Consider the following 18,578-nt stretch of genomic DNA (forward strand, 5'->3'; position numbering starts at 1 on the left):
CTGGCTTGGCGCCGCTCCGGCGAGCGGCGCCAAGCGCTGCTCAGCCGCAGCGCACCGAGGTGACGACGTTCTTGGCATCCACTTCCAGATTGAGCCGTTCGCCGTTGAATTCCATGGTCACCATCTGGCCAGGCTTGAGGACGCGCACCGACTTGGCGCCGGCATCGCTGCGGGCCTGTTCGCTCACTGCATCGGTCACCGGCTGGCCCACCAGCGACTGCACCTGGGTGGCATCGCAGCTGCCGATCGGCGGCGCTTCGGGGGCCGCGTCGGGTGCAGGCGCGGAGGCCTGTTCGGCCGCGTGCTGGGCCTTGGCAGCGACGGCTTCCTGCTCGTCGGGTTGTGGCTTGTTGCAGGCACTCAATGCAGCCAGCACGACCAGGGTGCAAGTCAGACGGGCAATAGGCAGGACAGCGCGCATCGATGACTCCAGCAAAGGGGATGCCCCAAGCATAAGCACAATTCGCACAACCGGCATGGCTTGCGCACACGCCGTTGTCATTGCGTTGACGTGGCCTAGTCCTGCCCGGCCCAACAATCGGCCGACCACCTTCGATGTGCATGCAATGAAAGCCAAACGCATCCTTCGCAATGCCGCCGTCGCGGCCAGTACCACCGGCAAGCTCGCGGCTGCTGCCACCGGTGCAGCGGTGGCCACGGCGGCGGTTGCCACCGCTGCGGCCGTCGCACAGGCCAAGGCCACCGCGCGCGCGGCGGGGCTGACCTATGTCAACGACCAGCAACCGGGCATCAGCCGGCGCAGGGCCGGCAAGAGCTTCAGCTACCGCAGTGCGGACGGGCAGCGCATTGCCGATGCCGATACCTTGCAGCGCATCCGCGCGCTGGCCATTCCACCGGCCTATACCGAGGTGTGGATCTGCGCCAAGCCCAACGGGCATCTGCAGGCCACCGGGCGCGATGCGCGGCGGCGCAAGCAATATCGCTATCACCCCGACTGGGCGCAGGTGCGCGGCGAGGGCAAGTTCGAGCGCGTGATCGCCTTCGGCACCGCGTTGCCCAAGCTGCGGCGGCGCCTGCGACGCGATCTGGCGCTGCCAGGCTTCCCGCGCGAAAAGGTGCTGGCCATCGTGGTGGCGCTGTTGGCCGATACGCTGGTGCGCGTGGGCAATGCCGAATATGCGCGCAGCAATCGCTCGTATGGACTCACCACGCTGCGCAACCGGCACATGGAATTTCTCAAGGGCGGCCGCGCCCGGCTGAAATTCCGCGGCAAGAGCGGGCAGGAGCACGACATCGAGGTGGACGACACGCAGCTGGTCAAGCTGATTCGGCAGTGCCAGCAACTGCCGGGGCAATCGTTGTTCCAGTACCGCGACGACGATGGCCAGCTGCAGCCGGTGGATTCGGGGCAGGTCAACGATTACCTGCGCGAGGCGATGGGCGAGGACTTCACTGCCAAGGATTTCCGTACCTGGGGCGGCACGTTGGCCGCATTGCAACGCCTGGCCCGGCTACCGTTACCCGAGCGCAGCAGCGAACGTGCGCTCAAGCAGGTGCAGAACGATGTCATCCGCGAGGTGGCCGATGCCCTGGGCAATACGCCCTCGGTCTGCCGCAAGGCCTATATCGACCCCTGCGTATTCGAGGGCTGGCGTGCCGGCGAACTGCAGGCCATGGCCACCGGCGTGCGCGGCGAGCGGCAGTGGGAAGCAGCCACGCTGAAGTTTCTCACCGCCTCGCGTGCCAAGCTGAAGACAACGACAAAGAGCACTTCGAAACGCAAATGAATGGGCCGGATCGGGAACCAAAAAGCCGCGATGCTTTTCGAATCCCGAATCCCGAATCCCGATTCCTCAGCCGCAATACACCGCGGTGATGTTGTTGTTCGGCCCGGTCTCGATGGTGAGGTGTTCGCCGCCGCTGGCACTGGCGCCTTGCGCCGGATCGGCCAGCCCGCTGGCGGTGGTGCCGCCGGTGGCGCGCTCGCCCGGACGCACGCTCACCTGCAGGCTGTCGCTGTCCACCCGCGCGCGCTCCACGGTCTGCCTGGCCGCGGCCAGGCCCACGATGCCGCGCACGCTGTCGATATGGCACTGGCCGGAGATCACCCCATCGATCGGCTGCACCTGTGCCACCTGGTTGGAGGCGCAGGCCGACAGCAGCAGGACGGCGGTCAGCGGGACAAGGACACGGATCATGGGGGCAACTCCAGGCGAAGGACGTGGCCGTCAGCGTGAATGGGCCGCTGTCGCGGTGGCATGAAGGCATCCGCCGTGCCCGCGAGGCGAGGGAAGCGAGCGTGGCCAGCAAAACCGCAGCGAGCAGTCGTCAGCATAGTCGTTGCCGGGTAACTGTCGCCGATGGCGCGTGGTGCGAAGCAGCCACGGCACGCCGCGGCTCCGCTACGCATGTGCAGGATCAAATTCGCCCGACGTCGCGTGCACCACCGGGCGGCCGGGCAGACTCGGCGGCCTGCCTTGGAGCGATGCCAGATGACCACACCACAGCGGCGCGCAACATCCCGACATCGAAACGCAGCGCATGCCAAGCGATCACCCACCGAGCGGTCGATCGAATGAGCCGCGCTGCTCACCCACGCAATGGCGCGCCCGCATCCGGGCCAGGGCTGATCTGCTGCCTGGCAGTGGCGTTGGTAGGCTGCATGCTGCTCATGCTCGCGCCCTGGAAACAGCGTGAGATGTCGGCACTGATCGGCTTGCATGCGCAACCGCACGCGCCCGGCTGCGCTGCGCGCGCAAGCGAGGCCACTGCCACGGCCGCAGCGGTCACGGTCGGGAAAAACGATGCCGCCGACGAAAGCAGCCTGCCGAACTGGCGCCAGCTCACGCGTGCGCTGCAGGCCTGGTTGCACGCCGACTGCCATTGATGCGATCGGTACGCTTGCCCTCATTCAGCAGCGTATCTGGGTGGCGCCTCAGCGATAGCGCGACAGATCCGGTGCCTTGATCGTTGGCGTCATCAGTTTCGCGCCCAGCGTCTGCACGCCGGGTTGGCTGGCCAGTTTCAGTGCGCCATGCAGCAACTGGATGCCGAGCCGGCTGTGGGGATTCATCAGGCGTGCGCCGATCTTGGGCACGCCCTGCGCCTGCTCCACCATCGGGCGCATGGCCGCTTCATAGCGTGCAAATGCCTGCTGCAGATCGTCGTGCAGGGCCAGTTCGCCAGCCAGCACATAGGCGCCGGTCACCGCCAGGGTGGTGCCGATTCCGGCCAGTGGCGTGGCGCACCAGGCCGCATCGCCGGTGAGCACCACGCGGCCGCTCTGCTGTGCCTCGTCGGCAGAAAACCCCTGCAATGCCTGCGCATTGAGCTCGATCAGCACCTTGCCGCCCAGGGTGGCGATCTTGCGTCCCCGTGCGGTCAGCGCCACCAGCGCCGCACGCCGGTCTTGCGGGGTGGGCGTCCGTTTGACCAGGCCGAGTCTCTCCAGCTTGTCCAGCAGCGCCACCATGGCCGGCTGTTTGATCGCCGAGGCGATGACCATATCCCGCTGCAGCATTGGCCCCTTCCAGGACAGCAGCATGATCGGCCCGATCAGCGCCAGCGACACGCCGTGCGGCCGCAACTGCGCATCCACCAGGCGGTTGAACACGCGTGCCGCGTGGTTGGCCAGATACCCCGGCGCCACCGCGGCCTGGGGATGAATCAACGGGTCTTGCTCGTGCATCTGCATCAACAACCGTCAAGTGGTGCCACATGGCCGTGTGCAGATGGTATCGGGCATGCGGGCCAGGCGTGGCGGTGTGACGTAGCCGGTGGTGGCACGCGGCCCGGTCTGCCGGCAATCGGTGACGGTCGGATGCAAAAGCCGGCGGCTATACGGCGACAGGCCATGCAGCACCCTGCCATCCGACCTATTGACGACAGCTGTAGTCAGGCCTAGGGTAGCGACAACTGTAGTCAGGAGGCCGCCATGCGCGGCAAGACCATCGGGGACCAGGAGCTGGCCCTGTTGCAATACGTCCAAGAACAGCGGCACGCCAGCGTGGGCGAAGTGGCGGCGGCGTTTGGTGAGCCGCGTGGGCTGGCGCGCTCGACCGTGCTGACCATGATGGAGCGGCTGCGCACCAAGGGGTTTTTGCGACGCAAGCAGGTCGAGGGGGTGTATCGCTACAGCGCTACCGCCGGGCAGGACGATGTGGTGCGCTCGGCGGTGGGGCAGTTCGTGGAAAAGACGCTGCAGGGTTCGGTGTCGCCCTTCGTGGCGTGGATGTCGCAGCGTGCCGAGGTCAGCGATACCGAGCTGGCCGAACTGGAAGCGTTGGTCGCCAAGCTGCAGTCGCAGCGCAAGGAGGATTGAGCCATGTCGCCGCTGATCGAATCGATGCTGTGGAAACTCGGTGCCACCAGTGTGCAGACCGCCGTGCTGGTGGTGGTGGTGTGGGGGCTGTGCCGCGGCCTGCGGCGTCTGCCGGCCGCCACCCAGACCTGGCTGTGGTGGCTGGTGGGGGTGCAGGCGGTGGTTGGTTTGCTGTGGAGCACTCCGGTGCGCTTGCCGGTGCTGCCGGCGCAAGCGTCTGCCGCTGCGCTGGATTCGGCCGCCAGCCTGGCGCCGATCGCGACCACAGCCACCGCCGTGCAGGCCGGTGCCTCCGCCATTGGCGCGGCGGCCGGTCCGTCATGGATGCTGGCGGTGTTGGCGCTATGGGCCGCCGGAGTGCTGCTGCTGGCCGCCGGCACAGTACGCGCCTATCTGCGTAGCCGCGCGTTGGTGCGCGCGGCGGCACCCTGCACCGATCGCGCGCTGGTCCAGGCCCTGCAGATGGCGGCCGAAGCGCATGGCCTGTCGCGCCCGCCTGCGTTGCGGCTGTCTGCGCAGATCGATTCGCCGCAATTGATCGGCCCGTGGCGGCCGGTGCTGCTGTTGCCTGCCGCGCGCCTGCCGCAGATGGCCGACGACGATCTGGACATGGCGCTGACCCACGAGCTGATCCACCTGCGTCGTGGCGACCTGTGGTGGGGACTGCTGCCGGCGCTGGCCCAGCACCTGTTCTTCTTCCATCCGCTGGTGCATCTGGCCGTGCGTGAGTACGCCATTGCCCGCGAGGCGGCCTGCGACGCGGCAGTGGTCGCCGGGCATCGCCATTGCCGTCACGACTACGGGCGGCTGCTGCTGCAACTGGGCGTGGCGCCGCGTCCGCACGGTGGCGTGGCAAGCGCCTCACCCTCGTTCCTCAGCCTGAAGCGCCGCCTGTCGATGTTGCAGGACACCCGCACGTATCCGCAGCTGGCCGCTGCGACGATCCTGGCACTGGTCGCTGTGTGCGGTGTGCTGCCGCTGCGCCTGGTCGCCATGCCGGTGCCGGTGGCCTCGCCCAGCCTGCAGCCGATCGTGGTGAGCGCGCCGGCCATCGCGGCGCGCCCGGCACACGACGCGGCGGCGGCCGAACCGATGCGCGCGTTGCCGGCACCGGCGCAGCCGGCCATGCCTGCGGCCGCAGCGGCACCTGCCATGCAGGGCGTCATTGCCAAGGTGCTCGACATGGCGTTGCCCTCCGACAGCGCGGCGGGCGTTTCATCCGCGGACTGGGATGCCTATGTGGAGCGGGTCACCCACGAGGCATTGGCCGCCGCCATACCGCAGGCGCGTGCCGCGCTGCAGGACGCATTGGCCACCGGCAACCGCGATGTCGAACTGCAGCAGGAGCACCTGCAGGAGGCGCAGGACGCGTTGCAGGAAGCCCGCGACCAACTGGCTGCACTCGGCCCTGAGCTGGCGCAGGCCAGGCAGGACGCGCAGCAGCAGGCGCGCGAAGCCGAGCAACAGATCCACGAGGCGGCGCAGCAGCAGCGCAACGCGCAATACGCCTATGCCGCAGCGGTACGTCATGCCGCCGAGCAGGCCCACGATCAGGCTGAGATAGGCAAACAGGCCGCTCGTCAGGCCAGCGTCGAAGCCGCGCGCGGGCTTCGGGAAGCGGCGCAAGCGCAGCGCGAGGCGGAGCGTGCGCAGGCGCAAGCCGAACAGGCGCAGGCAGAGGCAGAACAGGCGCAGAACAACTAGGAGCCATCAACGACGCGACGGCGCTCAGCGTCTGGCGGGAGCGGCCGGTGCCCGGAGCCGGTATGGACCACGTGCACGCTCCGCTTCTGGGCGGGGGCCTCGCCTGAGCGCACGCTCCGCACCGGTTGACGGCGGCCGCACCGTGGTGCAGATCGCCGCAGGTACCGAACAGATGCTACGACCCAACATCGAGAGCCAGCCGCCGCGGGTGCGCTGCCGACCACACGCCAGGCCGGCAGTGGTCTCTGGCGCACGCACAGCGGCACTGTGCGCAATGCAGCTTCACTCCATTTTCGGCGGCGTACGGCCGGTAGACACACGACCGCAATAGGCACGTCCTGACCCACGCACCTGCAGGCGCACTGCGCTGATTGCGTCAGGGACAGGCAGCACCTGCATCACCACGGGCCCGCCACAGCCCGGTACTCCAGCGTGACGACGCCTGCAGCGTCGGCAACGCCGTGGCCGCGTCATCGCTGTCCCCCCGCCTGTGTGTCCTGCACAGGCGGTATCCCTTGCCCTATGCCCTTTGTGGAGATCTCCCATGATCCAGACCACGTGTCTTTCGTCGTGCCTGCGTCAGGCGCTGTTGCTGGCGCTTGCTGCTGTCGCCGCCCCATCGTCGATCATCAGTGCCTGCGCGTCGGCGCAGTTGGCACCGATGGTTGCCGCCGTATCGCCGGTGGCCCCGACGCAGCCGGCGGCAGTTGCCTTACCGATCGCACCGGCAGCGCCTGCGGCGCCCCGCGCACCTGATCTGCCTGGTGCACCGGTCGCACCCATCGCGCCCGTCAGACCCATCGCACCTGTGCCACCGATGGCTCCGGCCGCACTGACGCGCACACGCTCCGTGGCCTTGGCCGGGGCGGGCCGGCACTGCGGCAAGGCGGCTGTGCCCGACACCGCCGCACCTGCAACCGAGGGCGATGCCTATGTACTGGTCCAGGGCGACCGCCAGGCAATGCACGGTTCGCTGCGCGACCTGCAGACCGCGCGTGCCCATGTGCGCAAGGGCGAGCAGCTGCTGTGGTTCCGTGCCGACGGGGTGGACTACGTGGTACGCGACCCCACGCTGCTGCATCGCATGGCGGTGGCGCATGCGCCACTGCGGCAGCTGGGCCAGGCGCAAACCGCATTGGCCGCGCGCCAGCAGGCCCTGAGCGAGCAGCACGCCGCCCTGGCCGCGCAGCTGTCTGCGCAAGCCCGGCCGCGCGTGCTGCAGGCATCCACCGGCACACCGGCTGCACCCGGATCTGCGGACGGTTCATCGGGCGTGGCGCCGGCGGCGCTGCAGGCGCTGGCCGGCCAGCAACGCGCATTGGCCAACCGGCAGGCCACCCTGGCCCGCAAGCAAACCGCCGCGCAGGCGCGCGCTACACGCCAGGCGCTGCAGGTGCTGCGCGATGCGCTGAAAAGCGGGCTGGCCACGCAGGTCGCCGGCGCGTTGCACTGAGCCCAGCTCAGCGCTGCATGGCGCCAATGCCACCGTGCTCGCCGATACTGTGCAGCAGGCAGACGGCGAGCAGGCGATGACGTACCGGGTGGTGGTGTTGGGGGGCTTCGGGCATTTCGGTGCGCGCATCGTGCGGGCGCTGGCGGCCACGCCGCAGATACACGTGATCGCCGCTGGCCGGCATCCCGGCGAGGTCGCCGTGCACTGGCCGGACGCCGCAGCGGGCCGTATTTCGACGTGCCGGCTGGATATCGATGCCGCCGATTTCACGACGCAGCTGGCGGCCACCGGCGCCGATGCGGTGGTGCACACGGCAGGGCCATTCCAGGGGCAGGCCTATGCGGTGGCCCGCAGCTGCCTGCAGGCCGGCATGCATTACATCGATCTGGCCGACGGCCGCGCCTTCGTACGCGACTTTGCCGCCGCACTGGACGCGCCTGCGCGGCAGGCGCAGCGCGTTGTCGTCAGCGGTGCCAGCACCTTGCCGGCGCTCTCCAGCGCGGTGATCGACGCGCTGTTGCCGCGCTTTTCTGCCTTGCACGAGATCCGCATGGTGATCGCGCCTGCGCAGGGCACGCCGCTGGGGCTGGCCACCGTGCGTGCGGTGCTCTCGTATTGCGGCACGCCGTTCACGTGGTGGAGCCAGGGCCGTTGGCAGAGTGTGGTGGGATGGGCAGTGCCGCAGCGCGTGCAGTTCGCACAGTTGGCACCGCGGCTGGCATCGCCCTGCGATGTGCCCGACCACGACCTGCTGCCGCAGCGCTATCCCGGCGTGCGGACGGTGCAGTTTCGCGCTGCGCTGGAAGTGCCGTTCCTGCAGCGTTGCCTGGCGGCCATCGCCTGGTTGCGCCAGCACGGCGTGCCGCTGCCGATGGCGCGCCTGGCCACTGTCCTTGCGCGCGCCGGGCGTTGGTTCGACCGCTTCGGCACCGACCTGGGCGGCATGCGCGTGGAGCTGGCCGGCGAGCGCGATGGTCAGCCGCTCACCGTGCGCTGGGATCTCACTGCGGCGATGCTGCACGGACCGGAGATCCCCTGTTTCGCCGCGATCCTGCTGGTGCGCAAACTTGCCGCAGGGCAGGCGCTGCCGAGCGGCGCGCACGCCTGCATGGGGCTGCTGACCCTGGCCGAGTTCGAACAGGAATTTGCGGCCTGGCAGATGCAGACAGACGTGGTGGAAACGCGCCCGTGAGCGCTGCTGCGATTTCACAGCACACCGTGCACCGCAGCGCCGGTACCCGGATCTGACCCGATCTGACGCGCCTTCACTACAACCCGCGCTCGCGCCGAGCGTGCTGCAGCGACTCCATCAACGGAATCACGTCTCTGTCCTGCGCCTCCACCGCCACCAGCCGTTGCATCAGCAGCGACAACGTCACCACGTCCTGGTGGTTGTGGTCGGCCACGCGGCGCAGGTTGCGCGCGCTGCCGCCGCGCAGATAGCTCAGCCACGCCGCCGGCGCTTCGGAGCCGGGCAGGTCGTCTTCGCGCACCACGCGCAGCAGCTGCCGCTCGATGGTGGACAGCTTGCAGTTCTCCCAGGTGCCGCGGTACCGGCGGCGGGTGGGGAACAGCAGGTCCACATGGTCCAGTGCGGAAATCGGGTCGCCGCGGCGCGCCAGCCGGTAGCGCGTCTTGAGCAGCGGCGCGTCGTAGCAGCGGCCGTTGTAGCTGGACAGCACCGTGCGCGGCGACAGCCAGCTGCGGAACAGATCCAGCATGGCGCTCTCGGCGGCCATGGTGGACATCATCAACTGGCGCACGCGCAGGCCGCTGCCTTGCACGGCATCGGCGCCCCACTGCGCCACCCCGATCATGAAGGCGCGTGTGCCGGTGCCGCCGGCAAGGCCGGTGGTTTCGGTATCGAAGAACAACAGGTCCAGCGGGTCGACCGCGTCCTGGCGTTTGGCGAATGCCAGCGAGAGCGCCTCGCCGGGGATCGGCTGCGGCAGGAAGGCTTCGATCAGATGCAGGCCCGGTGCGATCTCGTTGCCGGGCAGCTGCCGATCGGTGGACGGCGCACGCAGCGGCGTGTGCGGCGAGATTGCCCGTTCGCGCAGGCCGATCATCTTGCGCAGGCCGGCGATATCGGTGCGTCGCTGCGGTGGTGGCATCGCCGACATCGGTGGTGCCGGTGGTGCGGTCGCGTTGCGTGCTGCTGGCGAGCGGCCTGCGCGATCTGCATCCACGGTATCGCTTGCATCGGCATCGGCAGCCGATGGCAACGCCGGTTTGTGGCGCACATCGTGCTCCACCCAGGCAAACACCGATGCCTCGCGCGCAGGCGATGCCGTCGCCGGTGACGGCAAGGCGCGGCGCGTGAGTGCCGGTGCGGTGCGCACATCGTGCGGTCGAGCTGCCGGGGCGGCATGACGTGCAGCGGCGGCATCGTGCGATGACAAGCGTGCAGCCGGTGCCCCGGTGCCGCAGACCGCTGCCCGCTGCGCACGTGTCGGCGTCACCGCCTCGTCCTTGCGCGATGCAGGTGTCAGCCCGCCGACCTGACGGCGCAGCAGGCGCAACCGTTCCGCGCTGACACCCGAGGCGCTGCCAGGTGCAGGCGTTGCTCGGTCCTGCGCTGGCGGCGTGGCAATGTCGGCCGCCATGTGCGCACCGCTTGCATGCGTGCCGCCTGAGATCGCGCCAGCCGCCGCTGCCTCAACGGCTGCTCGCCTGAGCAATGCCGGCTGCGTCGGTGGCGCAGATGGCTTGGTCGCGCGCGCGCTCGCCCATGCCGGCGCCACAGCGTTCGCGTCGCTCTGTGTGAGCGTCGGCGTGGCAACGCGCAAGGCGTCAACACGGTGCGCTGCATCCGCCAGCCGTGGCTCATCGGACAACCGCAAGGCCGGCGCATACGCGGGCACATCGGCCGCAGCAGACGTTGCGGCCGATGGCGCCACTGGCGCAGACGATGTGCCCGGCCTGGCTGCATCGACAGCTGTCTGCGGCATCTCACCCACAAGCGCGGCATCGTTCGCACGCGCCGCTGCTGCCCCTTGCTGTGCATCGCTGTCAGCAACCACCGCAGGCGCACGCACATCCGCGTGCCCAGCCTGCCGACGCAGCAAGCGCAGGCGCTCTGCACTCACGCTCATGCAAGCACGTCCAGCGCCAAGTCGTCGTCCACCTGGGTGGCATGGCGTAGCGGCGCATCGGCATCGAACAACAGCGCCAGCACCGTCAACGCCAGCGACTTGGGCGATTCGCCCTTGCCTTCCTCGTGCGCGGCCAGCACCGGGCCCACGCAGGCCGGGCACCCGGCGCTGCAATCGCAACGCCGTACCAGCTCGTCCGCGCGCTGCAGCAGCTCGGCCTGACGCAGCCACAGCGGCTCGCTCAAGCCCACCCCGCCGGGGAAGTTGTCGTACAGATACACCGTGGGCACGAAGGCCTGCTGCAGTTCCACCGCGCCCTGCTCGCCTTCTTCCACTCCGCGCAGTTGCCCGCGCCCGGTCTGGTCGGCCACCGCAAACCACGCGCCATCGCCATTGCCCACGGCCTTTTGCAGGTCGCGCGCATCGGCCATCACTGCCACCGTGGCCACCACGTGCAGCGCGTAGGCGGCGCCCAGGAAGCCATCCAGCGCATCCTGCTTGGACGCGAACGCCTTGCCCAGGGTGGCCTGCGGCAGCTGCCACCATACCGCCGTGGTGTGCAGCTCCTGGTCGGGCAGATTCACCGGCCCGTAGCCGATGTTTTCATGCGTGTAATAGCGGATCTTCTTGTAGCCGGACACGCGCCGCACCACATGCACCTCGCCATGGTGGCAATCGCCACGGCCGGCCACACCGCCATCGAAGCGGTCCAGCACCTTCAACTTGGTGTAGTCGATGCTGTCGGTGTAGTAGTCCACATGGGTGCGTGTCACGTACGCCTTGCGGCCTTCCCAATCCAGCCGCTCCACTTGATACGGCGTGCTCTGCACCATGTGGATGGCGCCTTCGTACAAGGTCAGCGCCGCGGCCGAATAATCCACCTCGGCAATGATCTGCTGCTTGCCGTCGCTCTTGTCCACCACCACGAAGTTGCCATCGGCCACCAAGCGCAGGCTCACCGCATTGGCCGGATAGCTGTCGGCAATCCATTCCCAGCGGTCGCCTTCCTGGTGGATCACTTCGCTTTCGGCCAAGGCTTCCAGGAACACCAATGGGTCGATCGGCCCGAACGGTTCGCTGGCGATGAACGGCAATTCGAACGCCGCGCAACGGATGTGGTCGAACAGGATCAGCGGCTGATCCGGCGCAATGCGCGCATGTTCGGGCGAGGCGTCGGCGAAGAAATCCGGGTGCCGCACCACGTATTGATCCAGCGGTTGCGAGCTGGCCACCAGCACGCCCAGCGCCGGCTGCTGGCGCCGCCCGGCGCGGCCGAAGCGCTGCCAGGTGGCCGCCACGCTGCCGGGGTAGCCATTGAGGACCACCACATCCAGCGCGCCGATATCCACGCCCAGCTCCAGCGCAGAAGTCGAAATGATGCCGTCGATGCTGCCGGCACGCATCGCCCGCTCCACTTCGCGTCGCTCGGTGGGCAGGTAGCCGCCGCGGTAGGCACGAATCCGCGCCGGCTTGCGCGGGTCGTGGTCGAAGATGTCCTTGAGGTACTTGGTCAGCACCTCCACCATCAGGCGCGTCTGCGCAAACACCAGCGTCTTCAGCCCGCTCTTGATGGCGATGCGTGCGATGCGGTTGCTCTGCGAACGCGCCGAGGCGCGCAGGCCCAGGTCGGCATTGACCACCGGCGGGTTCCACAACAGCACATGCTTGTCGCCGGTGGGCGCGCCGGACTCGGTGATCGCATGCACCTGTTCTTCGATCAAGGCCTGCGCGTGCGCATGCGGGTTGCCGATGGTGGCCGAGCACAGGATGAACTGCGGGGTGGCGCCATAGAACGCGCAGATGCGCTTGAGCCGGCGCAGCACGTTGGTGACGTGGCTGCCGAACACGCCGCGGTAGGTGTGGATCTCGTCGATCACCACATAGCGCAGGTTTTCGAAGAACTGCGCCCACTTGGTGTGATGCGGCAGGATCGCCTGGTGCAGCATGTCCGGGTTGCTCACCACGATGTCGCCATGCAGGCGGATCGCCTGGCGCGCATCGCCGGGGGTATCGCCGTCGAAGGTGAAGGCCTTCACCCCCAGCGCGCCGGCGCGGTTCAATTCCAGCAGTTCGGCCACCTGGTCCTGCGCCAGCGCCTTGGTCGGGAACAGGTACAGCGCCTTGGCCCCTGCGGTCATCGCCGCGCTCACCACCGGCAGCGTGTAGCACAGCGACTTGCCCGAGGCGGTGGGCGTCACGATCGCCACATGCTCGCCACGCTGGGTGGCCGCCCAGGCGGCGGCCTGATGGCTGTAGAGCTGGTCGATGCCGCGCGCGCGCAGTGCATCGGCCAATGCGGCCGGCACATCCTCCGGGATCGGCGCATAACTGCCCTCGCGCCCGGGGATGGTGAAGCTGCCGGTGATGCGGTCCTGGTAGCGCCGTTCCAGGCGCTGCGTGAGCAGTGCGCCATCGCGGCTGGGCCGGCCATCGGTGGTGGCCAGGGCGCGTTCGGCGGTTTCGGTGCGGGGAGCGAGGGTAAACGGAGGCATACGGCGGCTCCCAAAGAGGGGCATGAGACAGGGGAGGTGTCTCAGGGTATGAGACCGGCGCCCGCGCGCCCAGCCTGACTCACTGAGCGGATTCAGCAAGCGGGGTATCCTGTTGCCCCCCACTGCGTCATGGCTGCCTTGCACGCTGGGGGATCCCCCACATCGAAGAACCGCCGTGCCCGTGTCTGCCAACGTCACTGCTCCGCACTACAAGTCTGTTTCTGCCCGCCGCGCCGATGTGATCGTGCATGCCGCCGGCCTGTTCCTGGCCATCGTCGGTGGCGGCTGGATGGTGTGGCGGGCGCATACCAACCAGACCATGCTGTTTGCCACCTGCGTCTATGCGCTGGGCTTGCTGACCATGTTCGCCTGCTCGGCCGCCTACAACTTCGCCCCACCGCTGCGCCAGCCGATGCTGCGCAAGTTCGACCATGCCGGCATCTTCGTGATGATCGCCGGCTCGTACACGCCATTCTTCCTGGTTGCGCTCGATGGCCCCTGGCGCTGGGCCATGATCTTGAGCGTCTGGTGCGTGGCCTTGTTCGGCGTGTTCGCCAAGCTGTGCCTGCCGGGCATCGCCAAGGGCTTCTGGGTGGCGATCTACCTGTTGCTGGGCTGGGCCGGTATCGTGGTCATCAACCAGATGATCGCCGGGCTGGACAGCGCGGTGCTGTGGCTCATCGTTGCCGGCGGTGCGTTCTACACCGTGGGCGTGGCCTTCTACGTGCGCAAATCGCTGGTCTACAACCGCGCGATCTGGCACGCCCACGTGCTGGGCGGTGCACTGTCGCATTGGTATGCCATCTGGCTGTGCCTGCGGCCGGTGGCGGTGGTGTAGGGCTAGCAGAGTCTGGTTGGCGCGCAGGAAGTCACTGCGCCAATGACATGCCCTGCGCGGGCGGCCACGGCATCCAGCACTGCGCGCATGTCCTGGATACGGCAGTGCGTCCTCAGCAGGTGCCGCGCGATGCTCGGCACGGCAACGACGCTGCGTGACGCAGCAGCCGCTACCACATGAACTTCATCTCGCAGCCAAGGTAACGGCTATTGTGGCCACCGGCCGCGCGCACGCTCTGGCCGGCCTGGTACTGCACCACTTCCAGCGCGGTCTGCAGGTGCGCGTTGAGCTTCCAGTCGCCGCGCAGCTGCAGGTAGCGGCCGGTCCATCGCTTGCCGGTGCCGGCGGTTCCGGCCAGTGGAATGTCCGGTTGCACGTACACCGCGTCGGCGGTGCGCTGCCGCCATAACAGACCCATGGCGGCCGTGACGCTCAGCGTCGCGCTCGGTTGCACGGTGAGCGCCGGTTTGACCAGCAGCAGGTTGGCGTAGCCGGTGTAGCCGGCCAGGTTGATGTACGCCCCATTGGGAAACAGCGGGTTGAAGGTCTCCACACGGCCGTCGCCGGGGCGATGGTCGCCGGACGCGGTGTCCACCTGCAGGCCCAGGCGCGGCGTCAATGGGGTGGTCTTCCAGGTGTAGCCGGCCTTCAGGCCCACCGCCCAGGCGCGTGCACGGCTGCTGCCCACCCGTCCGCGCTGCCCCATCGCTTCCACGTCCCAATCGATGCGTTGATGCGCGCCGGCAAAGCGCGCGTCCAGGATGTGGCGACGTTCATTGCCGGAAGCATCCAGAAAACCGGCATCGTCCTGCCGGTAACGCGCGTAATACAGCGACAACTCATTGGTACCCAACACATGGCGCTCGATGCGCACGCTATCGAAGCGAAGATGGCCGTTGGACACATCGTCGAAACTGCGTTCGTCGGCGTACTGCACCGGCTGGCTGACGAAGGCGATCACGCGCCAGGGGCCGGTTTCGTAATTGACCCACGCCGCATCGAACGACTGCCGCACATTGGGCCCATCGCGCAGCGAGACAAAGCGCTGCAGGTCGAACGCAAACTCCTGCCGGCCCACCCGCCACTTCAACCTGCCGTTGCCCACTGGCGCGTTATAGGCGACGAACGCCATGCGCAAGTCGGCGCGATTGGCATCGGCCGGCCCGTGCTGGCGCTTGTCGAAGGCACGCGCATCTTCCAGTTGAGTGAACAGTTGCCAATGCGCGCCAACGCGCAGATCCACATGAGCCTGCAGGCGCTGCAGCACATCGCTGTCGCGCTGGCGGCCGATGCCCAGTGCCGGCGCATCGTTGCTCTCGAAGCGCTCGCGCAGGTTGAGTCCGAACGATGCGTACGCCGCATCGCCCAGCGGCACAAACTTCAAACGATCCAACGGCTGCGTGCGCAGCGCAGGATCGGCCAGCGGCGACCAGTCTTCCTGCCAGCGATTGGATGCGATCTTGGGGCGTGCGGCGCCAGCATCGCCAGCCGGCAGTGGCGTTTGCGCGCATGCCGCAGGGTGCGCGCACAGCAGCGCAATCAGCGGCAAGGCCAGGCGTACGGTCATGTCGATCAGCGCGGGGTGTCGGCATGCAGTTCGGCGATGTAACCGCCGGGAAACGCCAGCATCGCCGAGCGGCGCTGCGCAGCGGCCACTGCCGGTACCAGCACCTTCGCTCCCGATGCGGTGGCCCGCGCAAGCGTCGCTTCCAGGTCCTGGACCGCATAGCCGGTGAGCTCGCGGCCGTACGGGTAAGGCAGGTGGCCATCGGTCACCAGCACCTGCAGATCGCCGAAGCCGGAGCGGATCAGGATGCTGCGATAGGTCTCGCCCGGCCGGCCGATCAGCGCGGCGTCGGCCTTGCGGTCGTCGCGTACCACCTTGCCGTGCGAGAACGTCCGCCAGGCCGCGGCGAAGGCATCGGCACGGTCGCGCGAGACATACACGCGATTTTCCGGAATGGTGGCCAGCGGCGCGTAGTGCGGCGGGGTGTCGTGCCAATACAGCTGCATGGTGACGCCGCCCGGCCAGGCGATCACCGCATCGCGGCCGATCGGATCCTTGAACGGTTCCACCAGCACCTCGGCGCCGGCAGCGCGCGCTGCGGTGATGGCCTGCTCCATGTCGGTTACCAGATACCCGGTGCGTTCGGAGCCGAACGGGTAAGGGATCGGTGTGCGGAAGCCGAACAACGACACCGTGCCGGCCTTGGTCTGCACCAGTTGCGAGCTGGTGCTGCTCGGTGTCGGCGTCACGGTGGCAATCACCTGACGGGTGCTCTGCCCTTCGAAGGTGGCCGCAAAGCTGCGCACGAAGGCATCGACATCGGCCGGCGCGACATACACGTGGGTGGTGTCGTACTGCGGGCCAACCGACACCGGCGGCGCCGCCCGCACGCAGGCCGGCAGCAACAAGGCAGCAGACAGGCCCAGCGAGAGCATCAGGCGCATGGAAGATTCCTCGAAGAGTGAAGTGCGTGGGGCCAACGCGCGGGCGGAGCGGTTCTGGAGCGATGCGGTCTGCCCGCCCACGTCCTCCCGGCGGCGAGGGCGTGGGCAGCCTGTGCGCGGAAAGCACACCGTGCGGTTGCCGCAAGACCGCGTAACGCGCAGCGCGATGTCGATGCCGCTGCGTGCCACCCCATCAGCCCTCGGGTGGCGGGTCCTGGGGTGGTGGCGTGCCTTCTGCCTGCGTCGGTGGGCGCTGTGCCTTGGGCAGATGCCCGAACATATGCGGCTGGACCTGCTGCTGCAGCCATGAGGTTTCGGTCTGGCTGCGTGCCAGCAGGTGACGCGCCAGCGGTGGCAGCTGTTCGCCGATCAGGATGCCGAGCAAACCGATCAGCGCAATGATCGGCGGTGCCGGTGAGCGCACATTGAGCAGGCTGTAGATCACCCCGACCAGCAGGCCGGCGGCGAGCGAGAGCAGATAGGGCTTCATGCCGGGCTCCTGTGGTGACGGCACGCCATAACGGTGCGCGCAGCCGTCATCGCGCCCGGATGCAGTGGCGCGGTAGCATGCGGCACCGGACCGGCAGCGGCGGTGGGCCGGGCTGCCTCACGCAGCCGCCGTGCAGGCCGCCGTGCACGGCCGCTCGGCCAGGAACGGACATCGTGCGGCTGCAGTGCGGGGCGCTGAGTGGAGCAGTCGGACCCTGTCATCGACGCGATCTCTCGAAATGCGGGAGGCACCTGGCCATGGCGTGCTGCGATGGCTGCGGTAGCCGTCATGCTGAACGCAGTGCGGCCGATCCAGAACACCGGGACGGGTCACCCCCCGATGACCCGAACGGGGGACCGGCAGGCTGGCGGGCGAGGCATCCGTCACCACGAAAGCGTGCATCGCCTGCCGCAGCAGCGGTGTGCTCACTCGCGCCAGCCTGGCTTTGTCGCGCACAGGGTCAGCAACGCGCACGCTCAGCTGCGCAAGCTCGCGCCAGCGCCCAGACGATCCCGCGCGTATTCCCCGCAACCGGTCTCGTATCCGGCAAGGCCGTCAGCCTTGGCGATCGGTGTGCACGGGCCACCACGCAGGTGTCGCCCTTGCCCTTGCGCGCACGCCGCGCGGTGTGACGCGCCGCCGCCAATCGCCGCCCTTATCGCACCGCCACCCGCAGCCCGATGCTGTGCGCTGGCAGGCGCGCTTCCACCGGCGCGCGCCGTTGCACCCACATATCGCCCATCCTCCGGTCCAGCCCCCGCTCCAGGCCGGTAACCATGCCCGCGCCCGGGGTGAAGGTGAGTTCGCCGAAGTACGCCTTCCCCTGCTGGATATACCAATCCACCCGCACGTAATCTCGGCAAGGCCGAGCCATTCGCTGGCGCATGGAGGCGCAGGCCCGCGCAGCAGCGGGCTGTTGGAGCGGCGCCCGCACGTTGCTGGAGTACGCTAGGTCAAGCCCGACGACAGAGACGCCTCAGCCATGACGATCACCATCACCGCCTTCGAACGCTCGCCCGATGGTGGCAAAGGCTTGGTGCGTGATACCCGCCTGCGCTGGGCGCTGGAAGAAGTGGGCCAACCCTACGAGGTGCGGCTGCTGCCGTTCCGCGCGCTCAATCAACCGGCGCACCTAGCCATCCAGCCGTTCGGTCAGATCCCCACCTTCGAACAAGGGGAGCTGGCGCTGTTCGAAACCGGTGCCATCGTGCTCCACATCGCGCAGCAGTATCCCGGCCTGCTACCGCACGACGACAACGCCCGCGCCCGCGCCATTGCCTGGATGTTTGCGGCACTCAATACCGTCGAGCCGCCCATGATGGAGCTGGGCAACGCCCTGCTGCTGGAAGCGGACAAACCCTGGACGGCGCAGCGCTTGCCGCTGCTGCAAAAACGCATCAACCGCCGGCTGCAGCATCTGAGTGCCCATCTGGGCGACAACACCTGGCTGGAAGGCGATTTCAGCGCCGGCGACCTGCTGATGATCTCGGTATTGATCCGCATCCGGCTCACCGGCCTGCTGGATGCGTTCCCGTCACTGCAGGCCTACGTCGCGCGCGGCGAAGCCCGCCCGGCCTATCAGCGCGCCTTCGCAGCACAGTGGGCGATCAACGGCGATAGGGTGTTGGATCGCTAGCCCGGCAGGCACGCCTGAAAACTCAAACCGCTGGGGCCGTCTTGGCTGCATGGCCGTGCAAGCACCAGGCGCTCCACATCCATCGCGCCGCAGGTCGGCCTTGGGCACGATTCGGCCCAACAGCACCACGCCATGCC

The 18,578-nt window shown here is 68.3% G+C and carries 15 protein-coding genes and 4 pseudogenes; 9 read left to right on the forward strand and 10 right to left on the reverse strand.

Going from position 1 to position 18,578, the window contains the following annotated elements:
• Positions 1-40: 40 nt before the first annotated feature.
• Positions 41-421, reverse strand: coding sequence for an I78 family peptidase inhibitor (locus HG421_RS19065; RefSeq protein ID WP_169707719.1), 381 nt, complete (start codon positions 419-421; stop codon positions 41-43).
• A 55-nt stretch (positions 422-476) separates the two neighbouring features.
• Here HG421_RS19065 and HG421_RS19070 point away from each other — a divergent pair, with 55 nt between their 5' ends.
• Positions 477-1,748, forward strand: a complete 1,272-nt coding sequence (locus tag HG421_RS19070) for a DNA topoisomerase IB (RefSeq protein ID WP_211161749.1) — start codon at positions 477-479, stop codon at positions 1,746-1,748.
• Positions 1,749-1,814: 66 nt separating this feature from the next.
• Here the strand turns inward: HG421_RS19070 and HG421_RS19075 are convergent, their stop codons facing one another.
• Positions 1,815-2,159 carry a hypothetical protein gene (locus HG421_RS19075; RefSeq protein WP_169707721.1) on the reverse strand — a complete coding sequence of 115 codons (345 nt, stop codon included), beginning with the start codon at positions 2,157-2,159 and terminating at the stop codon, positions 1,815-1,817.
• 23 nt (positions 2,160-2,182) lie between these two features.
• Between HG421_RS19075 and HG421_RS19080 the strand changes: the two genes are divergently transcribed.
• Positions 2,183-2,848, forward strand: a complete 666-nt coding sequence (locus HG421_RS19080; RefSeq protein WP_169707722.1) for a hypothetical protein — start codon at positions 2,183-2,185, stop codon at positions 2,846-2,848.
• 48 nt (positions 2,849-2,896) lie between these two features.
• Here HG421_RS19080 and HG421_RS21560 read toward each other — a convergent pair whose 3' ends face one another.
• Together HG421_RS21560 and HG421_RS21565 are read right to left on the reverse strand one after the other, a co-directional pair.
• The gene (locus HG421_RS21560; protein WP_343204238.1) at positions 2,897-3,352 is read right to left on the reverse strand and encodes an FAD-dependent monooxygenase; all 456 of its coding nucleotides are present in this window, start codon (positions 3,350-3,352) and stop codon (positions 2,897-2,899) included.
• A pseudogene (locus tag HG421_RS21565) lies at positions 3,344-3,655 on the reverse strand (MarR family winged helix-turn-helix transcriptional regulator); the annotation flags it as partial. The gene HG421_RS21560 and the pseudogene HG421_RS21565, both read right to left, overlap by 9 nt.
• Before the next feature lie 240 nt (positions 3,656-3,895).
• Here HG421_RS21565 and HG421_RS19090 point away from each other — a divergent pair.
• The 5 genes and pseudogenes from HG421_RS19090 to HG421_RS19110 all read left to right on the forward strand — a co-directional run bounded on the left by HG421_RS19090 (position 3,896) and on the right by HG421_RS19110 (position 8,631).
• Positions 3,896-4,282, forward strand: a complete 387-nt coding sequence (locus HG421_RS19090) for a BlaI/MecI/CopY family transcriptional regulator (RefSeq protein ID WP_169707724.1) — start codon at positions 3,896-3,898, stop codon at positions 4,280-4,282.
• 3 nt (positions 4,283-4,285) lie between these two features.
• Positions 4,286-5,462 (forward strand): annotated as a pseudogene (locus HG421_RS19095) (M56 family metallopeptidase); the annotation flags it as partial.
• Positions 5,463-5,566: 104 nt separating this feature from the next.
• Positions 5,567-5,986 (forward strand): annotated as a pseudogene (locus HG421_RS21655) (M56 family metallopeptidase); the annotation flags it as partial.
• Between the two features lie 817 nt (positions 5,987-6,803).
• Positions 6,804-7,439, forward strand: coding sequence for a hypothetical protein (locus HG421_RS19105; RefSeq protein ID WP_429001900.1), 636 nt, complete (start codon positions 6,804-6,806; stop codon positions 7,437-7,439).
• Between the two features lie 76 nt (positions 7,440-7,515).
• Positions 7,516-8,631 (forward strand): saccharopine dehydrogenase family protein, encoded by a 1,116-nt coding sequence (locus HG421_RS19110; RefSeq protein WP_169708267.1) that lies wholly within the window; start codon positions 7,516-7,518, stop codon positions 8,629-8,631.
• Positions 8,632-8,707: 76 nt separating this feature from the next.
• Here HG421_RS19110 and HG421_RS19115 read toward each other — a convergent pair whose 3' ends face one another.
• Positions 8,708-10,183 (reverse strand): ribonuclease H-like domain-containing protein, encoded by a 1,476-nt coding sequence (locus HG421_RS19115; RefSeq protein WP_343204239.1) that lies wholly within the window; start codon positions 10,181-10,183, stop codon positions 8,708-8,710.
• A 347-nt stretch (positions 10,184-10,530) separates the two neighbouring features.
• Entirely contained in the window at positions 10,531-13,026 is a 2,496-nt protein-coding gene (locus HG421_RS19120; protein WP_169707728.1) for a DEAD/DEAH box helicase, read from the reverse strand.
• A 175-nt stretch (positions 13,027-13,201) separates the two neighbouring features.
• Between HG421_RS19120 and trhA the strand changes: the two genes are divergently transcribed.
• The gene (gene trhA, locus HG421_RS19125) at positions 13,202-13,864 is read left to right on the forward strand and encodes a PAQR family membrane homeostasis protein TrhA (RefSeq protein ID WP_169707729.1); all 663 of its coding nucleotides are present in this window, start codon (positions 13,202-13,204) and stop codon (positions 13,862-13,864) included.
• Between the two features lie 169 nt (positions 13,865-14,033).
• On the opposite strand, the gene HG421_RS19130 is transcribed toward trhA, so the two are convergent.
• From HG421_RS19130 to HG421_RS19145, 4 genes and pseudogenes are all read right to left on the reverse strand, one after another.
• A complete protein-coding gene (locus HG421_RS19130) occupies positions 14,034-15,431 on the reverse strand; it encodes an alginate export family protein (protein WP_169707730.1) in 1,398 nt (465 codons plus the stop codon).
• A 5-nt stretch (positions 15,432-15,436) separates the two neighbouring features.
• Positions 15,437-16,315, reverse strand: a complete 879-nt coding sequence (locus tag HG421_RS19135) for a glyoxalase (protein WP_169707731.1) — start codon at positions 16,313-16,315, stop codon at positions 15,437-15,439.
• A 193-nt stretch (positions 16,316-16,508) separates the two neighbouring features.
• Positions 16,509-16,805 (reverse strand): DUF1427 family protein, encoded by a 297-nt coding sequence (locus HG421_RS19140; protein ID WP_169707732.1) that lies wholly within the window; start codon positions 16,803-16,805, stop codon positions 16,509-16,511.
• A 655-nt stretch (positions 16,806-17,460) separates the two neighbouring features.
• Positions 17,461-17,661, reverse strand: a pseudogene (locus HG421_RS19145) (ATP-grasp fold amidoligase family protein); the annotation flags it as partial.
• A 126-nt stretch (positions 17,662-17,787) separates the two neighbouring features.
• On the opposite strand from HG421_RS19145, the gene HG421_RS19150 reads away from it, so the two are divergent.
• Positions 17,788-18,441 (forward strand): glutathione S-transferase family protein, encoded by a 654-nt coding sequence (locus HG421_RS19150; protein WP_169707733.1) that lies wholly within the window; start codon positions 17,788-17,790, stop codon positions 18,439-18,441.
• Positions 18,442-18,578: the final 137 nt, after the last annotated feature.

It is taken from the genome of Xanthomonas campestris pv. badrii, from assembly GCF_012848175.1.
In the GTDB taxonomy this organism is placed as follows: domain Bacteria; phylum Pseudomonadota; class Gammaproteobacteria; order Xanthomonadales; family Xanthomonadaceae; genus Xanthomonas; species Xanthomonas campestris_C.